The organism is Serratia sp. SM04 (assembly GCF_040280225.1).
GTDB classification, from domain to species: Bacteria; Pseudomonadota; Gammaproteobacteria; order Enterobacterales; family Enterobacteriaceae; genus Serratia; species Serratia sarumanii.
Window position 1 is genome coordinate 307,378 of the sequence record NZ_JBEOQT010000021.1, and the last position, 22,400, is coordinate 329,777.

The 22,400-nt window shown below is 58.8% G+C and carries 21 protein-coding genes; 10 read left to right on the forward strand and 11 right to left on the reverse strand.

Annotated features, from left to right (window positions below; translation table 11 throughout):
* Window positions 1–3: 3 nt before the first annotated feature.
* Window positions 4–456, reverse strand: coding sequence for a GNAT family N-acetyltransferase (locus ABTW55_RS15895; RefSeq protein WP_033635504.1), 453 nt, complete (start codon window positions 454–456; stop codon window positions 4–6).
* Between the two features lie 392 nt (window positions 457–848).
* Here ABTW55_RS15895 and ABTW55_RS15900 point away from each other — a divergent pair, with 392 nt between their 5' ends.
* Both ABTW55_RS15900 and ABTW55_RS15905 read left to right on the forward strand, forming a co-directional pair.
* Window positions 849–1,931 carry a YncE family protein gene (locus tag ABTW55_RS15900; protein WP_060423107.1) on the forward strand — a complete coding sequence of 361 codons (1,083 nt, stop codon included), beginning with the start codon at window positions 849–851 and terminating at the stop codon, window positions 1,929–1,931.
* Between the two features lie 56 nt (window positions 1,932–1,987).
* A complete protein-coding gene (locus ABTW55_RS15905; protein WP_033654586.1) occupies window positions 1,988–4,183 on the forward strand; it encodes a TonB-dependent siderophore receptor in 2,196 nt (731 codons plus the stop codon).
* A 72-nt stretch (window positions 4,184–4,255) separates the two neighbouring features.
* Here the strand turns inward: ABTW55_RS15905 and ABTW55_RS15910 are convergent, their stop codons facing one another.
* Window positions 4,256–4,468, reverse strand: a complete 213-nt coding sequence (locus tag ABTW55_RS15910; protein ID WP_033648813.1) for a hypothetical protein — start codon at window positions 4,466–4,468, stop codon at window positions 4,256–4,258.
* 854 nt (window positions 4,469–5,322) lie between these two features.
* Between ABTW55_RS15910 and ABTW55_RS15915 the strand changes: the two genes are divergently transcribed.
* On the forward strand, window positions 5,323–6,399 hold the full coding sequence (locus tag ABTW55_RS15915; RefSeq protein ID WP_004941690.1) for an AI-2E family transporter: 1,077 nt from the start codon (window positions 5,323–5,325) through the stop codon (window positions 6,397–6,399).
* Between the two features lie 44 nt (window positions 6,400–6,443).
* On the opposite strand, the gene bcp is transcribed toward ABTW55_RS15915, so the two are convergent.
* Together bcp and ABTW55_RS15925 are read right to left on the reverse strand one after the other, a co-directional pair.
* Window positions 6,444–6,908, reverse strand: coding sequence for a thioredoxin-dependent thiol peroxidase (gene bcp, locus ABTW55_RS15920; RefSeq protein WP_015378709.1), 465 nt, complete (start codon window positions 6,906–6,908; stop codon window positions 6,444–6,446).
* Between the two features lie 2 nt (window positions 6,909–6,910).
* Window positions 6,911–7,516, reverse strand: a complete 606-nt coding sequence (locus ABTW55_RS15925; RefSeq protein ID WP_369783268.1) for a glycine cleavage system transcriptional repressor — start codon at window positions 7,514–7,516, stop codon at window positions 6,911–6,913.
* Between the two features lie 110 nt (window positions 7,517–7,626).
* Between ABTW55_RS15925 and dapA the strand changes: the two genes are divergently transcribed.
* The 6 genes from dapA to ypfH all read left to right on the forward strand — a co-directional run bounded on the left by dapA (window position 7,627) and on the right by ypfH (window position 14,413).
* Window positions 7,627–8,508 (forward strand): 4-hydroxy-tetrahydrodipicolinate synthase, encoded by an 882-nt coding sequence (gene dapA, locus ABTW55_RS15930; protein WP_043147806.1) that lies wholly within the window; start codon window positions 7,627–7,629, stop codon window positions 8,506–8,508.
* A 16-nt stretch (window positions 8,509–8,524) separates the two neighbouring features.
* Entirely contained in the window at window positions 8,525–9,577 is a 1,053-nt protein-coding gene (bamC, locus tag ABTW55_RS15935; protein WP_033648812.1) for an outer membrane protein assembly factor BamC, read from the forward strand.
* Between the two features lie 170 nt (window positions 9,578–9,747).
* On the forward strand, window positions 9,748–10,461 hold the full coding sequence (gene purC / locus ABTW55_RS15940; RefSeq protein ID WP_033635498.1) for a phosphoribosylaminoimidazolesuccinocarboxamide synthase: 714 nt from the start codon (window positions 9,748–9,750) through the stop codon (window positions 10,459–10,461).
* Window positions 10,462–10,670: 209 nt separating this feature from the next.
* A complete protein-coding gene (locus tag ABTW55_RS15945; protein ID WP_033635497.1) occupies window positions 10,671–11,534 on the forward strand; it encodes a neutral zinc metallopeptidase in 864 nt (287 codons plus the stop codon).
* A gap of 56 nt (window positions 11,535–11,590) precedes the next feature.
* On the forward strand, window positions 11,591–13,603 hold the full coding sequence (locus ABTW55_RS15950; protein ID WP_060423104.1) for a tRNA(Met) cytidine acetyltransferase TmcA: 2,013 nt from the start codon (window positions 11,591–11,593) through the stop codon (window positions 13,601–13,603).
* A gap of 120 nt (window positions 13,604–13,723) precedes the next feature.
* Window positions 13,724–14,413: an esterase gene (ypfH, locus tag ABTW55_RS15955; RefSeq protein WP_049194842.1), complete on the forward strand. Its 690-nt coding sequence runs from the start codon at window positions 13,724–13,726 to the stop codon at window positions 14,411–14,413.
* A gap of 30 nt (window positions 14,414–14,443) precedes the next feature.
* Here ypfH and ABTW55_RS15960 read toward each other — a convergent pair whose 3' ends face one another.
* The 6 genes from ABTW55_RS15960 to ABTW55_RS15985 form a co-directional block, all read right to left on the reverse strand.
* On the reverse strand, window positions 14,444–14,629 hold the full coding sequence (locus ABTW55_RS15960; protein ID WP_004941720.1) for a YpfN family protein: 186 nt from the start codon (window positions 14,627–14,629) through the stop codon (window positions 14,444–14,446).
* Between the two features lie 2 nt (window positions 14,630–14,631).
* Window positions 14,632–15,306 (reverse strand): M15 family metallopeptidase, encoded by a 675-nt coding sequence (locus tag ABTW55_RS15965; RefSeq protein ID WP_033654591.1) that lies wholly within the window; start codon window positions 15,304–15,306, stop codon window positions 14,632–14,634.
* The gene (dapE, locus tag ABTW55_RS15970; protein ID WP_033648807.1) at window positions 15,303–16,430 is read right to left on the reverse strand and encodes a succinyl-diaminopimelate desuccinylase; all 1,128 of its coding nucleotides are present in this window, start codon (window positions 16,428–16,430) and stop codon (window positions 15,303–15,305) included. The genes ABTW55_RS15965 and dapE overlap by 4 nt, the downstream gene beginning before the upstream one ends.
* A complete protein-coding gene (locus ABTW55_RS15975; protein WP_033654592.1) occupies window positions 16,427–16,813 on the reverse strand; it encodes an ArsC family reductase in 387 nt (128 codons plus the stop codon). Before ABTW55_RS15975 ends, dapE begins: the two co-directional genes overlap by 4 nt.
* Window positions 16,814–17,067: 254 nt before the next feature.
* A complete protein-coding gene (locus tag ABTW55_RS15980) occupies window positions 17,068–17,619 on the reverse strand; it encodes a LuxR C-terminal-related transcriptional regulator (RefSeq protein WP_033648805.1) in 552 nt (183 codons plus the stop codon).
* Window positions 17,620–18,150: 531 nt separating this feature from the next.
* Window positions 18,151–18,582, reverse strand: a complete 432-nt coding sequence (locus ABTW55_RS15985; RefSeq protein WP_060423101.1) for a GNAT family N-acetyltransferase — start codon at window positions 18,580–18,582, stop codon at window positions 18,151–18,153.
* Between the two features lie 284 nt (window positions 18,583–18,866).
* Between ABTW55_RS15985 and ypfM the strand changes: the two genes are divergently transcribed.
* Window positions 18,867–18,926 (forward strand): protein YpfM, encoded by a 60-nt coding sequence (gene ypfM, locus ABTW55_RS15990; RefSeq protein WP_100396732.1) that lies wholly within the window; start codon window positions 18,867–18,869, stop codon window positions 18,924–18,926.
* Between the two features lie 126 nt (window positions 18,927–19,052).
* On the opposite strand, the gene acrD is transcribed toward ypfM, so the two are convergent.
* A complete protein-coding gene (gene acrD, locus ABTW55_RS15995) occupies window positions 19,053–22,190 on the reverse strand; it encodes a multidrug efflux RND transporter permease AcrD (protein WP_033635489.1) in 3,138 nt (1,045 codons plus the stop codon).
* Between the last annotated feature and the right edge of the window lie 210 nt (window positions 22,191–22,400).

Sequence of the window (22,400 nt, forward strand, 5' to 3'; positions counted from 1 at the left end):
CACCTATCGTCGGTAGATGTCCGGCCGGGCGATCTGCCAGACAAAGTCGGGGCGGTTGATGGCGCTATAGCCCACTTTTTCATAGAGCCAGGGGGCGGTGCTGGTGACCAGCATGACTCGCCGCAGCGTCGCCATCAGCGGATGGGCCTGGCAGCATTCCGCCAGCCACAGACCCAGCCCGCTTTTTTGGTACGTTTCCAGCACGTACACGTCGCACAGATAGCCGAAAGTGGCGTAATCGGTAACCAGCCGGGCGAAACCGATTTGCCTGGCGCCGTGATACAAACCGAAGCACAGGCTGTGGGCGAGGGACTGGCGGACGGTCTCTTTGTCAATGCCCTCCGCCCATGACGAACGGGTCAGAAATGCATGGATGGCATCGAGATCCAGCAGAGCGGGATCGGTGCTGACGAGATAGTCCGCACGCTGCCACTCCCGTGGGGCAGGGGTTGTCATGAGGGGGCTTCTCCTGTTGTCTGTTCGTTCGTTGTTAAGTGCCTGTACGCAGGGTGAGGCCGTTTATCGACGGTGTAAGGCGAGATAACCATGCACGGCACCGGGATCGATAGCTGGCGGATTGGTTTTGATAATACGAGATGTCGCCATGACTTTTAGAGAAGGAAGGAAAATAATTACGCTTGATTGCGTAAATAATAATGAGTATGTTTCTCATTCTCTTTGTTGTTCGCGGGCGCACGAAGGAGTTATTAGCCTGCATTAGCGTGATAGTTGATTCACAGGGAAACACTGAGACGCGCGGTGGCGCTCATTTCTCGTGATGAGAAAGCTCAAAACTAAACTGCAGAGCCCGCCGTAAACACCGTTTTGAATGGTCAAGGATTTCCCCGATGAAAATGAAAACCTCTGTGCTCGCCCTGCTGACGGGGATGGCGCTCAGCGGCTGCACGCCGCACCAAACCTCTTCCTCTTCCCCTGCCGTGCAACCTCTGGCGCAAGCGGCGCAATCCGACAGCATCGTCAAACGCCAACTGGCTTATGGCTTGTATGAAATGGCGCTGACGCCAGGGGGAGATGCGCTGTACGTCGCCAGTGCCGAAAGTTTTAAAGATGTACAGGGTGGCGTGGTCTATAAGCTGGACGCCAAGACCCTGAAAACCCTTGGCACGACGCATACCGATCTGAAAAATTTCGCCATGCAGGCCGCTGCGGATGGGAAAACCCTTTATGTCAGCAATTCGCTGGACGGCGGCATCAGCGCAATCGGCGCCGCCGACGGTAAGGTAAAAGGGCGTTTGCTGTTCAGCGAACGCAATGAGAAAGGGTTGCCGTATGGTGCGCGCCAAATTCTGGCTCACGACAACACGCTGTATGTGGGGGCGGTGGCCGACCCGGCGCAAATTTGGGTGGTTGACGCTGAATCGCTCAAGCTGAAAACGCGCATTAAAAATACCGGCAAATGGATGACCGGCCTGCATTACTCCGAACAGACCCAACGCGTGTATGCCGCCAATGGCAGCGGCGAGATCCTGGTGATCAACCCGCGTTCCAACCGCATCGAAAAACGCTGGAAACCGTTGGGAGACCAACCCGCACTGCTGCTCAATATGGCGGAGGACGAGGCTACCGGTCGTTTGTTCGTCACCGACAACTCCAAGGCGAAGACCACGCTGGTCTTGGATATTCACACCGGGAAGTTATTGAAGCGGCTTGATGTGGGCGACTCTTTGGCTGTCGTTTTCAATCCACGGCGCAACGAAATTTACATCTCGCAGCGTGAATCCGGCAATGTGCTGAGCCTGGATGCGACGACCTATGCGGTGAAACAGCGCTGGCCGCTGCCGCCGAATCCAAACAGCTTGCTGCTGTCGGCAGACGGCCAGACATTGTTCGTTACGGTCAAACAGCCGTTTAACAAAGATCATTCCACTCAGGGGCCGGACAGCGTGGTTCGCATCGCGTTGAATAAATAAGCCCCATCGGCCCGGCGACGGGCCATTTAACTTTTATCCTCATTCATGAGTGAATTATGCACAACACCAGTACAACGAATTTCCCTTTACGTAAAACGCTGCTGGCGCTGACTATTGGCGCGCTGAGCCAGGGGGCGCTGGCCGCAGACGGCGGCGCCAAGAAAAACCAGGAGGACACCCTGGTTGTCCGGGCCGAAAAACACGGCGATTTCAACTCCGGCGGCAATGATTTGGTTCCCGCCTACCTGGATGGACAGGTCGCCCACGGCGGCCGCCTGGGAATGTTGGGCGAACAGAAAGCGATGGACGTTCCGTTCAACGTCATAGGTTATACCGCGAAGCTGGTACAGGATCAGCAGGCGAAGACCATCGCCGACGTGGTCAGCAACGACGCGGGTGTACAGGCGGTGCAAGGGTACGGTAACTTCGCCGAAACCTATCGTATCCGCGGTTTCCAACTGGACGGCGACGACATGACGATGGGCGGGCTGCCGGGCGTGGTGCCGCGCCAGGTGATGGATACCCAGATGCTGGAGCGGGTGGAGATCTTCAAAGGGGCGAACGCCCTATTGAACGGCCTGGCTTCCAGCGGCGTTGGCGGCATGATCAATCTTGAACCGAAGCGGGCGGAAGAAACGCCGACCACCCAGATCGGCCTCGACTACACCTCCGATTCTCAGGTGGGCGGCACGCTGGATCTGGGCCGCCGTTTTGGTGACGACAACCAGTTTGGCGCTCGCGTCAACCTGGTGCACCGTGAGGGTGAAACGGCGGTTGAGGATGATAAGCGGCGCACGACGCTGGCATCGGTTGGGCTGGACTATCGCGGCGATCGTTTCCGTTCATCGTTGGACTTCGGTTATCAGAAAAAGACTTTCCATGGGGGAACGATGGGGGTCAACATCAGCGGCATCGATGTGATACCCGCGGTGCCTGACACCCGTAAAAATTACAGTCAGCAGTGGGGCTACAGCGATATCGAGAACGAATTCGGCATGGCGAAAGCGGAATATGATTTAACCCGCGACTGGAAGGCCTATGCCGGCTTGGGCGCGCAGCACGGCCATGAAACCGGTGTTTACAGCGCACCGAAACTCATCAACGCCAACGGCGACGCCACGGTTGGGCGCCTGGACACCAACCGCATTATCGACGCTTTCAGCGGCATGGCGGGGCTTGAGGGCAAGTTCACGACCTGGGCGGTTTCGCATCGGGTCAACGTCGGCTATTCCGCGCAGATTAAACGCGACAAAACCGCGTGGCGCATGTCTGCCAACAATCCGACGACCAATATCTACGATAACCATGATGTCGCAATACCGGACAATGCCTATTTCGGCGGCAACTACAGCGATCCGCTGACCACGGCGCGCAACCGGACGCAGGGCTGGTTGTTCAGCGATACGTTGGGCTTTTTCGGCGACCGGGTGTTGTTAACGGCGGCGGCGCGCCATCAGAAAGTGGTGGTGCGTAATTACAGCAACGCCACCGGCCTGGAGGATACCGCCTCCCGTTATACGCAAAGCCGCTGGATGCCGACGTTCGGGCTGGTCTACAAGCCGTGGGAAACGGTGTCGCTTTATGCCAACCATACCGAGGCGTTGCAGCCTGGCGGCATTGCGCCGAAAGAGGCGGCTAACTTCGGGCAGAGTACCGGTATCGCCCGTTCCAAGCAAAATGAAGTGGGCGTGAAAGTTGATTTCGAACGCGTGGGCGGCTCGTTGGCGCTGTTTGAAATCAAAAAGCCGGCCACCATGATCGACAGCAACAACTACTACACGTTGAACGGCGAGCAACGTAACCGCGGCGTGGAGTTGAATGTATTTGGCGAACCGGCCTTCGGCCTGCGCCTTAACGGCAGCGCTACCTGGCTTTCGCCCGAGCTGACCAAAACCCAGGGCGGCCGTAACGATGGCAAAGACGCTATCGGCGTAGCGCACTTCTACGCGGTGCTGGGGGCGGAATACGATATCAGGCCGGTCGATGGCCTGACGGCGACGGCGAAAGTGAGGCATACCGGTTCGCAATATGCCGACTCCGCCAATACCAAAAAGCTCGATAGTTTCACGACCCTGGATCTCGGCCTTCGCTATCGCATGCGTTTGAATGAGGATCAAAATACGCTGGTATGGCGTGTGGGGTTGGACAACGTCACGAACGAGAAGTATTGGTCCGGCGTAGAAAGCAATGGCACTTACGTCTTCCAGGGACAGGCGAGAACGCTGAAAGCGTCGGTAACTTACGACTTCTAAGCGATACAGAAACGACGGCGGCCCACATGTGATGGGCCGTCGGTTTCTTCGTCACCGGGGGATCGTTTTTCACTATGACCGATGGGTGAGCACGCTGATCAGATCCAGCGCGTCGTCCGCCGCCGCGATTTCGCTTTCGCTGAGCGCCTGTCGTTCGATGAAGCTCTCGATGGCTTCCAGCAGGGAGAAAACGCTGATTTCATCCCCTATCTTCACGACTTCGCAAACGCCACGCCCGATCGCCAGACAGATGGCTTCATCAAATTCACACGGTTTGCTGTTCATCTTTTTTCCCCTACGGCGTTTGGGATGATATCGGCCATGCTACCGGTTTTTGCCCGGCGGCTGTCTGACGAAAATCTCATTTTTTCGTTGATGCTGGCGGGCCCACGATCGCGTGCAGTGGCGAAATTCTGATTTCCTCACCGTGGCCAAATTTCCCTTGTGACCGCCGTGCCGGCGCGGTATTGTCGCCAAATGACGACAATACCGCCTCATTGTCCGCATAAAAAATTCATGACGTTATCATCCCTTCATCCCGCTGCCGTGCGGGATTTTTTTATGAGGTTTATCTCAAAGTGCGGATAACCTCGACGCGATCGCTTGCCATGCTCTGGGAATAATCCTAGCTTGAAATAGTCATTTAGGGTTAGCAATCCCTCATGACCTCCTTGTAACACTTGATGCACCAGAACGTTTTCTCCCCCGCTGCGGCGGGGGTTTTTAATGACGTGCATCAGAAAAGGCCGCAACGCAAGAACCGACAGAGTTCGTGACGATAATCAGTTTAAGCATCAGGGGATGGGAAAATGAAAAATGATCTGGCGGCGGCGATCGCGATTGGCTGTGTGCTGTTGTTCGCATTGGCGGTCGGTTCGCCCCTTTCTATCGGTACCTCGCTGTAATCTTCCGCGGCCCCGTTCGGGGCCGCTCACCGCGCCTGTCGCCGCGTCTGCGGATTTTTGCGCCGATCGCCTGCCCACGCGATAAAATCAGCCAAATTGCGGTTGATGTATGGCGAACTTTGAGTACTCTGAGTGCTTTGCACACCTCGCGTGCGCCCGTTCTATCTATGCTTTAATCACGCCCATCACAGGAATCGCCATGCCCGCCCGTCAAACCTCGAGGAGCCCGCTCTGATGCTGGAGATGTTATTACAGTGGTACCGCCGCCGCTTCACCGATCCGCAGGCTATCGCGCTGCTGGTGATCCTGGTTGCCGGCTTCCTCATTCTCTATTTTCTGCACGGCATTCTGACCCCGTTGCTGGTCGCCATCGTGCTGGCCTATCTGCTGGAGTGGCCGACCGCGCGCCTGCAGCGCATCGGCTGTTCGCGCACCTGGGCGGCGAGCATCATGCTGCTGGTGTTCGCGGGCGTCGCCATGCTGCTGGTGTTCGTCGTCGCGCCAACCGCCTGGCAACAGGGCATCAATCTGATGAGCGATCTGCCGGGCATGCTCAACCAGTTCTATAACTTCGCCGCGACGCTGCCGAAGCGTTACCCGGCGCTGGTGGATGCCGGCATCATCGACATGATGGCGGAAAACCTGCGCAGCCGGCTGTCCGGCATGGGCGAGTCGGTGGTGAAATTCTCGCTGGCGTCGCTGGTCGGCCTGCTGACGTTGGCTATCTACCTGATCCTGGTGCCGATGATGATGTTCTTCCTGCTGAAAGACAAAGAGCAGCTGCTGAACGCGGTGCGCCGCGTGCTGCCGCGCAATCGCGGCCTGGCGGGGCAGGTCTGGAACGAGATGAATCAGCAGATCACCAACTATATTCGCGGCAAGGTGCTGGAGATGGTGATTGTCGGCGTGGCGACCTACCTGGTGTTCGCCGTGCTGGACATGCGCTATTCGCTGCTGCTGGCGGTGCTGGTGGGCTTCTCGGTGCTGATCCCCTACATCGGCGCGGTGCTGGTCACCATACCGGTGGTGGTGGTGGCGCTGTTCCAGTGGGGCGTCGGCGCCGATTTCTGGACGCTGATCGTCGCTTATCTGGTGGTGCAGGGGCTGGACGGCAACCTGCTGGTGCCGATCCTGTTCTCCGAAGCGGTCAACCTGCACCCGCTGGTGATTATCCTTTCTGTGATCGTGTTCGGCGGGATGTGGGGCTTTTGGGGGGTGTTTTTCGCCATTCCGCTGGCGACGCTGGTGAAGGCGGTGATTCACGCCTGGCCGGATGAACTGCGGGTCGAGGTGGAAGACAAGGCCGACTGACAGGGAAGAAACGAAGCGCAGCAGGCCGCTGCGCTTCGTGAGAATTACTGCTGCAGGTAGTTCAGAACGATGTCGTGGTGATTGGTGGTTTTGAAATCATCAAACACTTTTTCAATCTTGCCGTTGGCATCGATCAGGAAGCTGATGCGGTGAATGCCGTCGTAGGTCTTGCCCATGAAGGTTTTCTCGCCCCACACGCCAAACTGTTGTGACACCTGATGATCTTCATCAGACAACAGCGTGAAGTTGAGCAGCTCCTTTTCGGCGAAGCGCGACAGTTTTTCCGGTTTGTCGGTGCTGATGCCCAGCACTTCGACGCCGACCTTTTTTAATTCGTCCATGTTGTCCCGCAGGCCGCAGGCTTGCACGGTGCAGCCCGGCGTCATCGCCTTCGGATAGAAATAGACCAATACTCGCTGTCCCTGGAAGTCGGCCAAATTAATTTCCTCACCGTCCTGGTCAGGCAAACTAAATTTCGGCGCTGTGTCACCGGCTTTCAATGGGCTCATCACTACTCTCCATCTTTCTCGTCATGCTGTGGATAGTTCACCACGCTAATACTGCCTTGCGCGTTCAATTCTGTACATAGGCGATGGAAGGCTTGCTCAATATTTGAGGCGTCCCGATCGCCGGAGCTGTGGGCGGTAATTTGGATATACAGCTGCGGCGGCAGGTCGCCGTCCGCCGGCTGCGTGCGCGAGACCAGTTCGGCGATATTCATCTGGCTGGAGTCGAACAAATCGGTAAAGCGTTCGATGATGTGCGGCGAGTCCTTCACTTCCACCTGCACCCACACCGTGGCCGGCATCGGCGGCCTTTCGTGCGAGTTTGTGCGCTTCATCACGATCAGCAGATCCAGCTCCGCGCCTTTTTGCGGCAGGGTGGATTCGATCAGGGTGATGGCGTTCCAACTGCCGGACAGCAGCATGATGAACGTGAACTCCTCTCCCAGCATGGCCAGACGGCTATCTTCGATATTGCATCCGCAACTGCTGACGTGGCGGGTGATGGTATTGACGATTCCGGGGCGGTCGGCGCCGAGCGCGGTAATCACGAGATAGTGTTCGTCTGACTGAGGCAAAATAGCGCTTCCTGTCGTGCTTAATGGGGTTACCATGGTAAACATAAAAAAAACCGCCTGCCAAGCGCTTACAACGCGGTTGTGCGCTTGCTTTTGGATAGGCAGCAAAAGTACCATGAGTGACTTGTTTGTGGAGGGGACGGCCAATGTTTACGGGAAGTATTGTTGCACTGGTTACGCCGATGGACGACAAAGGTGCTGTCGATCGCGCGAGCCTGAAAAAATTGATCGATTATCATGTAGCCAGTGGCACCGCGGCGATCGTTTCCGTAGGGACCACCGGCGAGTCCGCAACGCTTGCCCATGACGAGCACGTTGACGTGGTGCTGCAGACGCTGGAGCTGGCCGACGGCCGCATTCCGGTGATCGCCGGCACCGGCGCCAACGCCACCGCCGAAGCCATCGCGCTAACCACCCGCTTCGCCAACACCGGCGTGGTGGGCTGCCTGACGGTCACGCCGTACTACAATAAGCCGACGCAGGAAGGGCTGTATCAGCACTTCAAGGCGATCGCCGAGAGCACCGAGCTGCCGCAGATCCTGTACAACGTGCCTTCGCGCACCGGCTGCGACATGCTGCCGCCGACCATCGCTCGGCTGGCGAAAATCAAGAATATTGTTGCTGTAAAAGAAGCGACGGGGAACTTAAGTCGCGTTAGTCAGATCCAAGTGCTGGTTGACGATGAAGACTTCATTTTGCTGAGCGGCGACGACGCCAGCGGGCTGGACTTCATGCAACTGGGCGGCAAAGGGGTGATTTCCGTGACGGCCAACGTGGCCGCGCGCGAGATGGCGGAACTTTGCGCGCTGGCGGCGCAGGGCAAGTTTGCCGACGCGCGCCGCTTAAATCAGCGCTTGATGCCGTTGCATCAGGATCTATTTGTAGAAGCAAACCCAATTCCGGTGAAGTGGGCCTGTAAGGCGTTGGGATTGATGGCAACCGATACGCTGCGTCTGCCGATGACGCCGTTGAGCGAAGCCGCCCGCCCGGTGGTGGAGCGCGCGCTGAAAAGCGTCGGTTTGCTGTAACTCTAAGGGAAATTTGATGGCTTATTCATTGCAAAAGTCGACGGTAGCAAAAGTAGTGGGCATCTCTTTGGTGATGATGCTGGCGGCCTGCAGCAGCGATCAGCGCTACAAGCGCCAGGTCAGCGGCGACGAGGCCTACCTCGACGCGGCTCCGCTCAAGGCGCTGAACGCGCCGTCCGGCATGATCCTGCCGGTGCAGAGCGGCAACTATGACGTTCCCGCCACGACGCTGCAAGGCAACGTCGGCAAGCAGTTGGACATTCGTCCGCCAGTGCAGCCGTTGGCGCTGCTGAGCGGTTCTCGCGCGCAATACGCCGGCGACAGCGGCACGCTGCTGCTGGAAAACAGCCCGCAGAACCAGAACCTGTGGTCGCGCGTGGTCAGCCTGCTGCAGGCGAAGAACATCGCGATCGCTTCGCGCCAGGACGCCGGTCAGACCCTGACCACCGACTGGGTGAAGTGGAACCGTCTGGACGAAGACAACCAGTACGAAGGCCGTTATCAGATCAGCGTGCAGCAACAGGGCTACCAGCAGGCGCTGGTGGTGAAAAGCGTTGGCCTGCAGCAGCAGGGCAAGACCGAACAGGTGACCGATCAGTCTGAAATCCAGCGCTACAACGGCATGATGATCAACACCCTGATCGAAGGCCTGGACAAGCAGGACAACCTGGCGAGCAGCCAGACCGCCAGCCGCTTCGGCGCGCTGGACGTGCAGAGCGGCGCCGATGACACCGGCCTGCCGATGCTGGTGGTGCGCGGCCCGTACACCGTGGTGTGGGATCGCCTGCCGCCGGCGCTCGAAAAACTGGGGATGAAAGTGGGTGACCGCAGCCGTCCGCAGGGCACCGTCGCCGTGACCTACAAGTCCCTGAGCAGCAGCGATTGGGATGCGTTGGGCGTCAAGGATCCTGAACTGGCGGAAGGGGATTACAAGCTGCAGGTCGGCGATCTCAACAACCGCACCAGCCTGCAATTCATCGATCCGAAAGGCAAACCGCTGACCCAGTCGAAAAACGACGCACTGGTGGCGGCATTCCAGTCTGCCTTCAGTAAAACCAGCGTTAACTAATCGAAAAGGGGCTGCGGCCCCTTTTTGTTTTGTCTATACGGTATCGTTTGCGTCGCAGGTTTGGCACAATAGTGCCCGGCACGCCAAAGAATTCATTAGGTCAATTCTATACCCCCTAATTTCGGGCCGCGCTCGGGAGACATCGGGGATACATCACTGGAGTAAGTAAGATGCAAAAGCTAGCTGAGCTGTATCGCGGAAAGGCAAAAACCGTTTACACCACCGAGAATCCCGATCTGTTGGTGTTGGAGTTCCGCAACGATACGTCAGCACTGGATGGTCAGCGCATTGAGCAGTTCGATCGCAAAGGCATGGTGAACAACAAGTTCAACCATTTCATCATGAGCAAACTGGAAGAAGCCGGCATCCCGACCCAGATGGAGCGTCTGCTGTCCGACAACGAAGTGCTGGTGAAAAAGCTGGACATGGTGCCGGTGGAATGCGTGATCCGCAACCGCGCCGCCGGTTCGCTGGTGAAGCGTCTGGGCATCGAAGAAGGCCTGGTGCTGAACCCGCCGCTGTTCGATCTGTTCCTGAAAAACGATGCCATGCACGATCCGATGGTCAACGAATCCTACTGCGAAACCTTCGGCTGGGTGAGCAAAGCGCATCTGGCGCGCATGCGCGAGCTGAGCTACCGCGCCAACGACGTGTTGACCCAGCTGTTCGACGACGCCGGCCTGATCCTGGTCGACTTCAAGCTGGAGTTCGGCCTGTTCAACGGCGAAGTGGTGCTGGGCGATGAGTTCTCGCCGGACGGCAGCCGCCTGTGGGACAAAAACACCCTGGACAAGATGGACAAAGACCGTTTCCGTCAAAGCCTGGGCGGCCTGATCGAAGCCTATGAAGAAGTGGCGCGCCGCATCGGCGTGAAGCTCGACTAAGCGTCGGCACCGCCATTCGGGGCGATCCGGCCGGATCGTCCCGCTATTCTGCGTTTTTCCAGAAAATTTCTACATTTCCTCTGCGGCAGACCATTTATAATAATGGATGCGAGATGACTAAAACCTATCCCACTCAGGCTTGAAGCTGCCTTTGCGCTTACCATCGCGGCGCAACTTCAACGAGCAGGGGAAATATCTGGAGTATATTTATGCGTTGGCAAGGGCGTCGGGAAAGTGACAATGTTGAGGATCGTCGCGGGCAATCTTCAGGTTTGGGCGGCGGCGGCTTCCGCGTGCCGGTGCGCGGCAAGGGCGGCATCGTCATTCTGGTGGTGGTGCTGGTGGCCGGCTATTACGGCATCGATCTGTCGCCGCTATTGAACGGCGGTAACGTTGCGCCGCAGGGGCAACAACAGAGCGCCAACATCAGTCCGAAAGATGATGAGCTGGCCAAATTCACCTCGGTGGTGCTGGCCTCGACCGAGGACAACTGGAAAGAGATTTTCCAGCGCATGGGCAAAACCTATCAACCGCCGAAGCTGGTGATGTATCGCGGCGTGACGCGCACCAGCTGCGGCACCGGTCAGGCGGCAATGGGGCCGTTCTACTGCCCGGGTGACAGAACGGTGTATATCGATCTGTCTTTCTATCAGGACATGAAAACCAAGCTGGGCGCCGGCGGTGATTTCGCTCAGGCCTATGTGGTGGCGCACGAAGTCGGCCACCACGTGCAGAACCTGTTGGGCATCGAGCCCAAGGTTCGCCAGATGCAGCAGGGTGCCAGCCAGGCGGAAGTGAACCGTCTGTCGGTGAAAATGGAGCTGCAGGCGGACTGTTTCGCCGGCGTGTGGGGCAAATACGCCGAGAAGCAGCAGATGCTGGAAGAGGGCGATCTGCAGGCGGCGCTGAACGCCGCGCAGGCGATTGGCGACGATCGGTTGCAGCAGCAGAGTCAGGGCCGCGTTGTGCCGGACAGCTTCACTCACGGCACCTCGCAGCAGCGCTACACCTGGTTTAAACAGGGCTTCGACAGCGGCGATCCCAATACCTGCAACACCTTTGCATCCCGTTAACGCCTCAAGTGCCGGAGCCTGACTCCGGCATTTTTTTCGGATTGAGATACAGCCTTATGCTACAGGCAGCGCAACAACTCATGCGGCGGCAGGGCATCCGGCGCCTGCTGGTGCTCAGCGGTGAGCCCGGCTGGTGCCGCGAACAGGCGCAGCGGCTGGCGGCGACGCTGCCGGGCGACTGGCCGTGGGTGGGGGAAAACCCGCCGCCCGGCCTGACGGCGTTGGCGAGCGGCGCGGTGCGCCAACTGCTGGGGCAGGAACGGCTGCACGCGGTGTTCGACGCCGGCCAATCGCTGGACGTGGAGGCGTTGGCGGCGCTGTGCGGCGCACTGCGCGCCGGCAGCTGGCTGCTGCTGCTGACGCCGCCCTGGCGGCAATGGTCTCAGCTGCCGGACGGCGACAGCCTGCGCTGGAGCGATTGCCCACAGCCGATCACCACCCCGCATTTCATTCACCATCTGCAGCAGCACCTGGCAGACGACCGAGAAGTGACGATCTGGCGGCAGGATGAGCCTCTGACGCTCGCCGAGCTGCCGGCGCGCGAGGGTTGGCTGCCGCCGGATGGCCGGCCGACCGGGGAGCAACAGGCGATCTTGACGGCGCTGCTGCAGGCCGAATCCGGCGTGTGGGTGCTGACCGCCGCCCGCGGCCGCGGCAAATCGACGCTGGCCGGCATGCTGGTGGCGCAGTCGCCGCTGACCTGTTGGATCACCGGGCCGAGCCGCGCCGCCACGGAGGTGGCCGGGGAATGGGCGCAGGGGCGCGCGCAGTTTTGGGCGCCTGATGCCTTGCTGGCGCAGTGTCGGGAGGGGGACGTCGGCGCCGTGGGCTGGCTGCTGGTGGATGAAGCGGCGGCGATCCCCGCGCCGCTGTTGCAGCAGCTGATCGGTTATTTCCCGCGCGTGCTGCTGACCACTACGGTGCAGGGGTATGAGGGCACCGGCCGCGGTTTTCTGCTGAAGTTTTGCGCCGGGCTGCCGTCTTATCAGGCGTTGAGCCTGCAACAGCCGATGCGCTGGGCACAGGGCGATGCGCTGGAACGGATCACGGACAATGCGCTGTTGTTCAACGAGCTGCCCGTCTGGCCGGCGGATGGCCAGGCGATCGATTACAGCCAAGCGGAGCAGCGCGAACTGTGCGCCGATCCGCAGCGGCTGGCGCGTTTCTACGCCCTGCTGAGCAGCGCGCATTACCGCACCTCGCCGCTGGACTTGCGCAGGCTGATGGATGCGCCCGGCATGCATTACGGGCTGGCGCAGGCCGGGCCAGAGGTGGTCGGCGCCGTGTGGCTGGTGGACGAAGGCGGCTTGAGCGCCGAGTTGGCGCACGATGTGTGGGCCGGCCGCCGTCGGCCGCGTGGCAACCTGGTGGCGCAGTCGCTGGCGGCGCACGGCGGCCAATGGTGGGCGCCAACGCTACGTTCACGGCGCATTACCCGCATCGCGACGCTGCCGGCGCTGCGGCGACAGGGTATCGCGCGTCAGCTGATTGAACGGCAACGCCGCCAGGCGCAGGGGCTGGATTTCCTGTCGGTCAGCTTCGGCTATACCGAGCCGCTGTGGCGTTTTTGGCAATCCTGCGGTTTCGAGCTGGTGCGCATCGGCAGCAAGCCGGAGGCCAGCAGCGGCTGCTATACCGCGATGGCTATTTTACCCTTGAGCGAGCAAGGGGAGGCGCTGCGGCACGCGGCGCACAAGCATCTGGCGCGCGACTGGCCCTGGCTGCGGCAGCGCATCGAGCTCGCGCTGGCGATCCCGGGCGACGACGGCGATACGTCGCTCGGCGAAGAGGACTGGCGTGAGCTGGCCGGGTTCGCTTTCGCCCACCGGCCGCTGGAGGCCAGCCTGGGGGCATTGCAGCGTTTGCTGTTGGCCAGCAATCTGCCGCTGCCCGCGCTGCGCGGCCATCTGCAGCGGCGGCAATCCCCGGCGGCCTGCGCGGAGCAGGCGGGCGTCAGCGGCCAGAAAGCCTTGCTGCGCCACTGGCGGCATGAAACGGCGCAGGCGCTGGAACAGCTGAATGCGCAGCACTGCCGCTACTGGCGCGACTGGGCGCAGTCGTTGCAATAAATTGAACAACTCGCTCAATAAAACCCGATTTTCCCGCTTTCTCAACGGCGTATAGTCACTGTCAGCGGTGCGGCGGCGACTGTCCTCGCACCAGGTTTGGTTACTATTAAGGAGTCATCGATGAAACATGAGCATTTCGTTGTCCAAAGCCCGGCGACCCCGGCGGCGCAGCTGATCTTGCTGTTTCACGGTGTCGGCGACAACCCGGTGGCGATGGGGGAGATCGGCAGCTACTTCGCCAAAGAGTTTCCTCAGGCGCAGGTGGTGAGCATCGGTGGCCCCGAAGCGTTTGGCAACGGCGCCGGGCGCCAGTGGTTTTCGGTGCAGGACGTGACCGAAGAGAACCGCGCGGCCCGTATTGCAGACGTGATGCCGCAGTTTGTGGCGGTGGTGCGCCATTGGCAGCAGCTGAGCGGCGTGGGCTATGCCGGCACGGCGCTGGTGGGGTTCTCGCAAGGGGCCATTATGGCGCTGGAAGCGTTGAAAGCGGAAACCCGGCTGGCCGGGCGCGTGGTGGCGTTCAGCGGGCGTTTCGCCCAGCTGCCTGAGCAGGCTTTCGGCGACAGCGTGGTGCATTTGATCCACGGTGAAGAGGACGCGGTGATCGCGGTGCAACACGCTCACGCGGCGGCGGAAGCGCTTCGGGCCGGCGGCGCCGATTTCACGCTGGACGTAGAGGAAAACGTCGGGCACGCGATCAACCAGGGCATGATGAACGCCGCGCTGGAAAGGCTGCATTATTATGTGCCGCAGCGCTACTGGGACGAAGCATTGTCCGGCAAGCGCGGCGAGCTGATCGCCTTTCGCTAAAAACTCAGGGCGCCGATAAGCGCCCTGGTGTCATTTCTTTTTCGGCCAGTCGTCTTCGTCATCCCACTGGGCATTATTGTCGCGGTGCGGCGGTATCTCCGGCTTGTTGGCCAGATAGCTTTTCACGTCGACGCGGCGCAGTTCCTTGATGCCGCTGACGACCATTCCCACCAGAACCAGCAGGATAATCCACCAGTAATCAGCTAACCATTGCATAGCTACTCCTTTACTTCACTGCGTATAAAACGCGAAAAAATCGAGGGCAGATGGCGTTCGAGCCATTCGGCACCGGCGACCTCCTTGTCTTGCCAGGCCGCCAGCAACAGCGCCGGGGTCAGCAAATGCTCGGCTTCTTGCGCCAGCGGCCGGTAGCTCAGATGCCACGGCTCTACCGCCACGCCACCGCTGTCTTCGGTAAAGGGGCGGTAGAAACCGAACTCGGCCATATGCGCCGTCAGCCACTGGTTGAGCGGCGCAAAGTAACCGCCTTCTTCATATTCCCACGGCTCCAGCTGCAGCTTTTTCCCTTCCGGCAGCAGCGACGGATCGTACACATCCAGATCGCTGCCCCAGTGATGGCGGCTGGCGCCCGGCAGGGCCGACCAGCGCAGGATTGCCTCACAGCGCTCGGCGGCGGGCAGAGGCGCGACGTCGATCGGGCGGCTGTCCTTATCTAATACTGGCCGCTGGCCGCAGAATTTGCCATTCCAAATCGCCAACTGCCGGTCGAAATCGCGGAAGGTGCTGGCGGGCTGGAGATCGAATCCCGCCTCATGCGCCGCTTGCTGCATCGCCAGGAAGGCGTTGACCGCCTGCGGCTGCAGCCGATGGTTCCCGCTCAGCGGCGCCAGGTGTTCGGTTGAGCGGCCGGTGAGCATCTCTGCGTTGATCATGCGACCAATTGCTCCATGATGCGTTGATACATGCGGCTCAGCAGCTGCAGATCCGCGGCGTTGACGCATTCGTTGACCTTGTGGATGGTGGCGTTGACCGGCCCCAGCTCCACCACCTGCGCGCCCATCTGCGCGATAAAGCGGCCGTCGGAGGTGCCGCCGGTGGTCAGCAACTGCGGCGTCAGTTCAGAATAGTGCTCGACGGCGTTGACCACCGCATCCACCAGCGCGCCGCGCGAGGTGAGGAACGGTTGGCCGGACAGCCGCCACTCGATGCTGTAGTTCAGCTGGTGGCGTTCCAGCAGCTCTTCCACGCGCTGCTTGATCATCGCGTCGGTCAGCTCGGTGCTGAAACGGAAGTTGAACTGCACGTAAAGATCGCCCGGGATCACGTTGTTGCTGCCGGTGCCGGCCTGCACGTTGGCGATCTGCATGCTGGTCGGCGGGAAGAACTCGTTGCCGCGATCCCATTCGATCGCCACCAGTTCATTCAGCGCCGGCATGGCGCGGTGCACCGGGTTGTCCGCCAGGTGCGGATAGGCGACGTGCCCCTGTACGCCGTGGATATGCAGGTTGGCGGTGATGGAGCCGCGTCGGCCGTTTTTCACCACGTCGCCGACGCGCTCGGTGCTGGACGGCTCGCCGACCAGGCAGTAATCCAGCCTCTCGTTGCGCGCCATCAGCGCTTCGACCACCTTAACCGTGCCGTGGGTGGCGCTGGCCTCTTCATCCGAGGTGATCAGAAATGCCAGGCGGCCCCGGTGATCCGGGTTAGCGGCGACAAATCGCTCGGCGGCCACCACCATTGCGGCCAATGAACCTTTCATGTCCGCCGCGCCGCGGCCATACAGCATGCCGTCGCGGATCGCCGGTTCAAACGGCGGGTTGTCCCAACGCTTTTCATCGCCGGTCGGCACCACGTCGGTGTGCCCGGCAAACGCCAGGGTTTGCCCTTCGCCGCGCCAGGCCCAGAAATTCTGGGTGTCTTCGAAGTCCATCGCTTCGACGGTGAAGCCGATTGCCTGCAGACGATCGATCATCAGTTGCTGGCAGCCTTCGTCATTCGGGCTGAGGGAAGGGCGCTTGATAAGCTGCTGGGCCAGTTCGATAACCGGGCAAGTCATACGGCGACCTCGGCGATAAATTGCTGGTAAGTGTCGGCGTTAAAACCGAGCAGGGCGCGGCCGTTGCCGTCGTCCAGCAGCGGGCGTTTAATGATTGCCGGCTGCGCCAGCATCAGCGCGATGGCGGCGTCGGCGTTATCGCAGGCGTTGCGCTGCGCTTCATCCAGCTTGCGCCAGGTGGTGCCGCGGGTATTGAGCAGCGGCTCCCAACCCAGTTGCGCGACGAAACCGCGCAGCTGCTGTTCGGTCAGGCCGTCGGCGCGGTAGTCGTGAAAATGATAGGCCACGCCCTGATCTTCCAGCCAGCGGCGGGCTTTCTTGATGGTGTCGCAGTTTTTGATGCCGTACATCGTCAGCGTTGTCTGTTGCGGTTTGTTTGCCATGGCGTAAAGCTACCTGTCTCGTCGAGTCGATACTGGGCGGCGGGCGCGGTCTTAGGCCTTCTCGCCGCCCGGCGATAGCAGAGATAATGCCAGTAAAGCGGCGGCGAGATCCAGACAACGATGCGCGCGAGATGCGATTGAGCACCAGGGAGAGAAGTTGGCAATGTGGTTGAACGGCAGACTTCGCCGACGGTGCTTGTAAAAGACGTCGGCGAACGCGTTCAGCCGCCAATGCGGATCTGGGCTCAGAGGAACTATTCTTTATTAATTTTTATATTTAAACGATCGGTTAAACACCGTACGCGGGTAATATGCAACAGCGGTTTTATTCTGCTGGCGCCAAGCTTTTTCATGATTCTCGATTTGTAATGATTGGCGGTTTTGTTTCTTATATTCATAGCGTTGCTGATATCGGTCAGCGATTTTCCCGTCGACCACTCCGACAGGAAAAGGGACTCGCGCCGGGAGAGCTGCGGCGGCTCGGTATAGTGACTGTAGCGCGTATATAAATCGCCGATCAGGTGGCTGAAACGGCTTAAAGATATAAGGTTTGATAATATAATGGTCTTATTGTCGACAATCACCATCTCATGCGGGCAGTCGGTAATAATGACTATTTTGTAGGTTTTGGGGTTGGCATATTCATCGCGGTAACGCGCTTCAAAATTGGCGAGGGTGACATCGATAAAGCAGACCCTTCTGCGGTTAAAGTCGGCTGGCGTGTTTTTTTCTGACCATGTTTGATTTATCAGTTGTCTGATACCGATAATGGTATAGGTACATTCGCTGAAAATATCGATCTTCATATTATTATAATCCTTTATTTTTTATTCCCGGTGGCGACGGTTATCTTAAAGTATAAAAATAGAAATAATCGAAATAATTAAATGTTGAATTATTTCCGATGATGAATCTCAACATTTACCTATACCGCTGGTTTAGTTGGATTTCTTAATAACTTATTGATAATTAAATAATAAATAATTTAAGTTAAAATTGCCGCAAGAGGGGTAGAGATTTTTAAATAGATGTCAGCTATCAATCAAGGATAATTAAAAGGAAATATCATAGATCATTCCTATCGTAAATTAATATTCGATCGTTTTTACCGATCTTTTGGTTCGTGATATCTTTGTAAGAGGTCTAATGACTAAGAAATATCTCTGACAGGAAGTTCAAACGTTTTCTCATTCATGGTTGCAGAGGTGAATAATAGTGAAAATAAAAAGTTAAAAGAGAGTGTGTGTTTTTTCTGGGGCGTTTTGGCTAAGCATTTTATCTGTCTCAAGCAGATCGTCAGCTGTATTCTGCTGAGAAAAGTATTTTGATCAAGATGATCAGCGGATATAACCGCCGTTTTGCAACCGTTGCAGTGAGGCGCCGTCCGCATACACCATGCCGGTGGTCAAATCATGAAAGCCGTACTTTTTATAGAAGGCCAGTTTTTCCGGCACGGAATAGATGAAAATCTTGCCGAGCGGCGCCAAATCTTGAATCACCCGATCCATCAACCGGCGCCCCAGCCCTTGCCCCTGAAAGCGCGGATCGATCGCCACGTCGGCCAGGTAGGCGACCGAGGTCAGGTCGCTGATGGCGTGCGCGGTGGCGATCAGCTCGTCGCCGATAAAACCCCAATAGCAAAACTGGCTGTGTTGGTAAACGCGCCGCAGGGTGTGCGGATCGCGCTTGCCCAGCCCGGCGGCCTCCAGCAATTCACACAGCCGCTGCCAGTCGATGGCGCGGCGGTTCGGGTCGGTGATAATTTCCATCGTTTTCCTCTAACCAATAAGACTGAGGTCGGCGGCATAGTGCCGAATGGCGTGCTGATACCCGCGGATGTCGGCGCTCCATTGTCGTATTGTTATACCTTTTACACGCTACCGCGGAGAAATTGATATCACAAGGGAATAGCAGCACTGAGTATTGATCAGATAAATACGAAAATGTGCGCTAAGCCCGGTTTCCGGGCCCGGCATCGTTCCCGTTTCCCTTCACATGGTCAAAAAACAGGCGTAGAATCCGCTTCGTCAAATAATTGAGGTTGTAAAGTATTATGGTTGATCGTGAATTAGGAAACTGGAAAGACTTCATTGATGAGATGTTGGGCAACTGACACAGCGTTGAAGCAGATGGCAAGGTTGAGTCATTGGAAAGTCACTGAAACACCTTGGGAACGAGATTATCGTTCGAAATAAAGCAGCATCGGTAACCCGACGCTGCTTTTTTTATGCCCAGGCTATCACTCCCCGGCGGCCGTCGTATTGCCTGCCGGATGCGCTTTGCCCGGGAAGCGGCGGCGAACCAGCACGAAGAACAGCGGCACGAAGAAAATCGCCAGCAGGGTGGCGGAGATCATGCCGCCCATCACCCCGGTGCCGACCGCATGCTGGCTGCCGGAACCGGCGCCGCTGCTGGTGGCCATCGGCAGCACGCCGAAGATGAACGCCAGCGAAGTCATCAGGATCGGCCGCAGACGCATGCGTGATGCGTCGAGCGTCGCGGACATCAGATCCTGCCCTTTGTGGTTCAGCTCGTTGGCGAATTCGACGATCAGAATGGCGTTTTTCGCCGACAGCCCAATGATGGTCAACAGGCCGACCTGGAAATAAACGTCGTTCTCCAGGCCGCGCAGCCAGGTGGCGGCGACCGCGCCGATCACCCCCAGCGGCACCACCAGCATCACCGAGAACGGTATCGACCAGCTTTCATACAGCGCCGCCAGGCACAGGAACACCACCAGCAGCGAGATGGCGTACAGCGCCGGCGCCTGCGAGCCGGACAAGCGTTCCTGGTAGGAGAGCGCCGTCCATTCCAGCCCGAAGCCGGTCGGTAACTGGCTGACCAGTTTTTCCATTTCCGCCATGGCGGTGCCGGTGCTGACGCCGTTGGCCGCCTCGCCGACGATTTCCAGCGCCGAGTTGCCGTTATAGCGTTCCAGCCGCGGCGAGCCGTATTCCCAGTGTGAACTGGCGAAGGCCGAGAACGGCACCATGCCGCCCGCGCTGTTGCGCACATACCATTTGTTGATGTCTTCCGGCAGCATGCGGAACGGCGCGGCGGCCTGCACGTAAACTCTCTTCACCCGGCCGCGATCGACGAAGTCGTTGACGTAGGTCGAACCCCAGGCGGTGGAGAGGGTATTGTTGATGTCGTCGATAGATACGCCCAGCGCCTGCGCCTTGCGCTGATCGATATCGATCTGCAGCTGCGGGCTGTCGTCCAGGCCGTTGTGGCGCACGCGCGACAGCAGCGGATTTTGCGCCGCCAGCTGTAACAGTTGGTCGCGAGCCGCCATCAGTTTGGCGTGCCCCAACCCGGCGTGATCTTCCAGTTCCATGTCGAAGCCGGAGGAGTTGCCGAGGCCGGTGATCGCCGGCGGGCTGCTGGCGATCACCCGCGCTTCGTTAATCTTGTTGAATGCCAGCGTGGCGCGATCGATGATGTCGAACGAGCTGTTGGCGCCCGAGGTGCGCAGATCCCAGTCTTTCAGCCGAACGAACAGACGCGCCACGTTTTGGCCGTTGCCCCCCGGCCCGGAGCCGATGATGGCGAACACCGACAACACGTCCTGTTTCTCTTCGGTGAGGAAATACTGCTCGACCTTTTCCACCACTTTAGAGGTTTGCTGCAGGGTCGAGCCCGCCGGCAGCTGTACCTGTACGGTGAAAATGCCGCGGTCTTCCTGCGGCAGGAACGAGGTCGGCAGCTTGATGAACAGCAGCGCCATGCCGCCGAGCAACAGCAGATAAATCACCATGTAGCGGCCGCTGGCGTGCAGAATGCGCCCCACGCCGCGCTCATAGCGTTCGGCGTTGCGGTTGAACATGCGGTTGAACCAGCCGAAGAAGCCGCGCTTGCCGTGATGGTGCCCCTTGGCGATCGGTTTGAGCAGCGTGGCGCACAGGGCCGGGGTCAGGATCATCGCCACCAGCACCGACAACACCATGGCGGAAACGATGGTGATGGAGAACTGGCGATAGATGGCGCCTGTGGTGCCGCCGAAGAACGCCATCGGCACGAACACCGCTGACAGCACCAGAGCGATGCCGACCAGCGCGCTCTGGATTTGCCCCATGGATTTGCGCGTGGCTTCACGCGGCGGCAGGCCTTCTTCGCTCATCACGCGTTCGACGTTTTCCACTACCACGATGGCGTCGTCCACCAGCAGGCCGATCGCCAGCACCATGGCGAACATGGTAAGGGTATTGATGCTGAAGCCGCAGGCGGAAAGGATGGCGAAGGTGCCCAGCAGCACCACCGGCACGGCGATGGTGGGGATCAGTGTGGCGCGGAAGTTCTGCAGGAACAGATACATCACCAGGAACACCAGCAGGATGGCTTCCAGCAGCGTTTTCACCACGTCCTTGATCGAGGCTTTGACGAAGGGGGTGGTTTCATAGGCCACTTTGGCCTCCAGCCCGTGCGGGAAGTATTGCGACAGCTCGGCGATCTTGTCTTTCACCAACTGGTCGGTCTGCAGTTCGTTGGCGCCGGAGGCCAGCTTGATGTTCATGCCCGCGGCCTGCATGCCGTTGTAGCGGCTGAGGTAGTTGTAGTTTTCGCCGCCCAGTTCGACGGTGGCAACGTTGCCCAGCGTCACCAGCGAACCGTCCTGATTGACCCGCAGGGTGATTTGGCGGAACTGTTCTGGCGTCTGGAGCTGCGACTGGGCGTTAATGGTGGCGTTCAGCGCCTGCTTATCGACCGATGGCGTGCCGCCCAACTGGCCGACCGCAACCTGGGCGTTCTGCGACTGAATGGCGCTGACCACATCCTGGGTGGTCAACTGGTAGCTGTTGAGCTTGTTGGGATCGAGCCAGATGCGCATGGCGTATTGCGAGCCGTACACGTCCATGCTGCCGACCCCGTTGATGCGGCTGAGCGGGTCCTGCAGGTTGGAGACGATGTAATCGGCGATGTCCTGCCTGTCCATGCTGCCATCGGTGGAGACGAATGCCACCATCATCAGCGTGGTGTCGCCGGATTTCGAGACCGTCACCCCCTGATTTTGCACCGCCTGCGGCAGGCGTTTGATCGCGGCCTGCAGCTGGTTTTGCACCTGCTGCATCGCCTCGTTGGGATCGGTGCCGGCTTCGAACGTCAAGGTCACAGTCGCCTGGCCGGTATTGGTGCTCTGCGACGACATGTACATCATGTTGTCGAGGCCGGTCATATTCTGTTCAATGATTTGGGTAACGGTGTTTTCCAGCGTTTGCGCCGAAGCACCTGGGTAAGTTGCGCTGATGCGCACGTTCGGCGGCGCCAAATTCGGGTATTGTTCTACCGGTAAAGAAAAAATCGCCAACGCCCCGGTCAGGCAAAGAATAATTGCCAGCACCCAGGCGAAAATCGGGCGATCAATAAAAAAATTGGCCATGCAGCGCGAACCTCGTTATGACTTGTTCTATCTTTAAAACGCATCGGAAATATGCATTTCAGCGGCAGGGAAGGATTCCGGCGCTATTGCACTTTACTCGGGATAGCCGAGGAAAGCGTGGAGAAAAAAAGGAGATAGTGTAAATAACGGTAGCGGAAAACGGCGCGGGCGTATCGGCGTCGGTAATTGTACGCTATTAAGACATTTTTA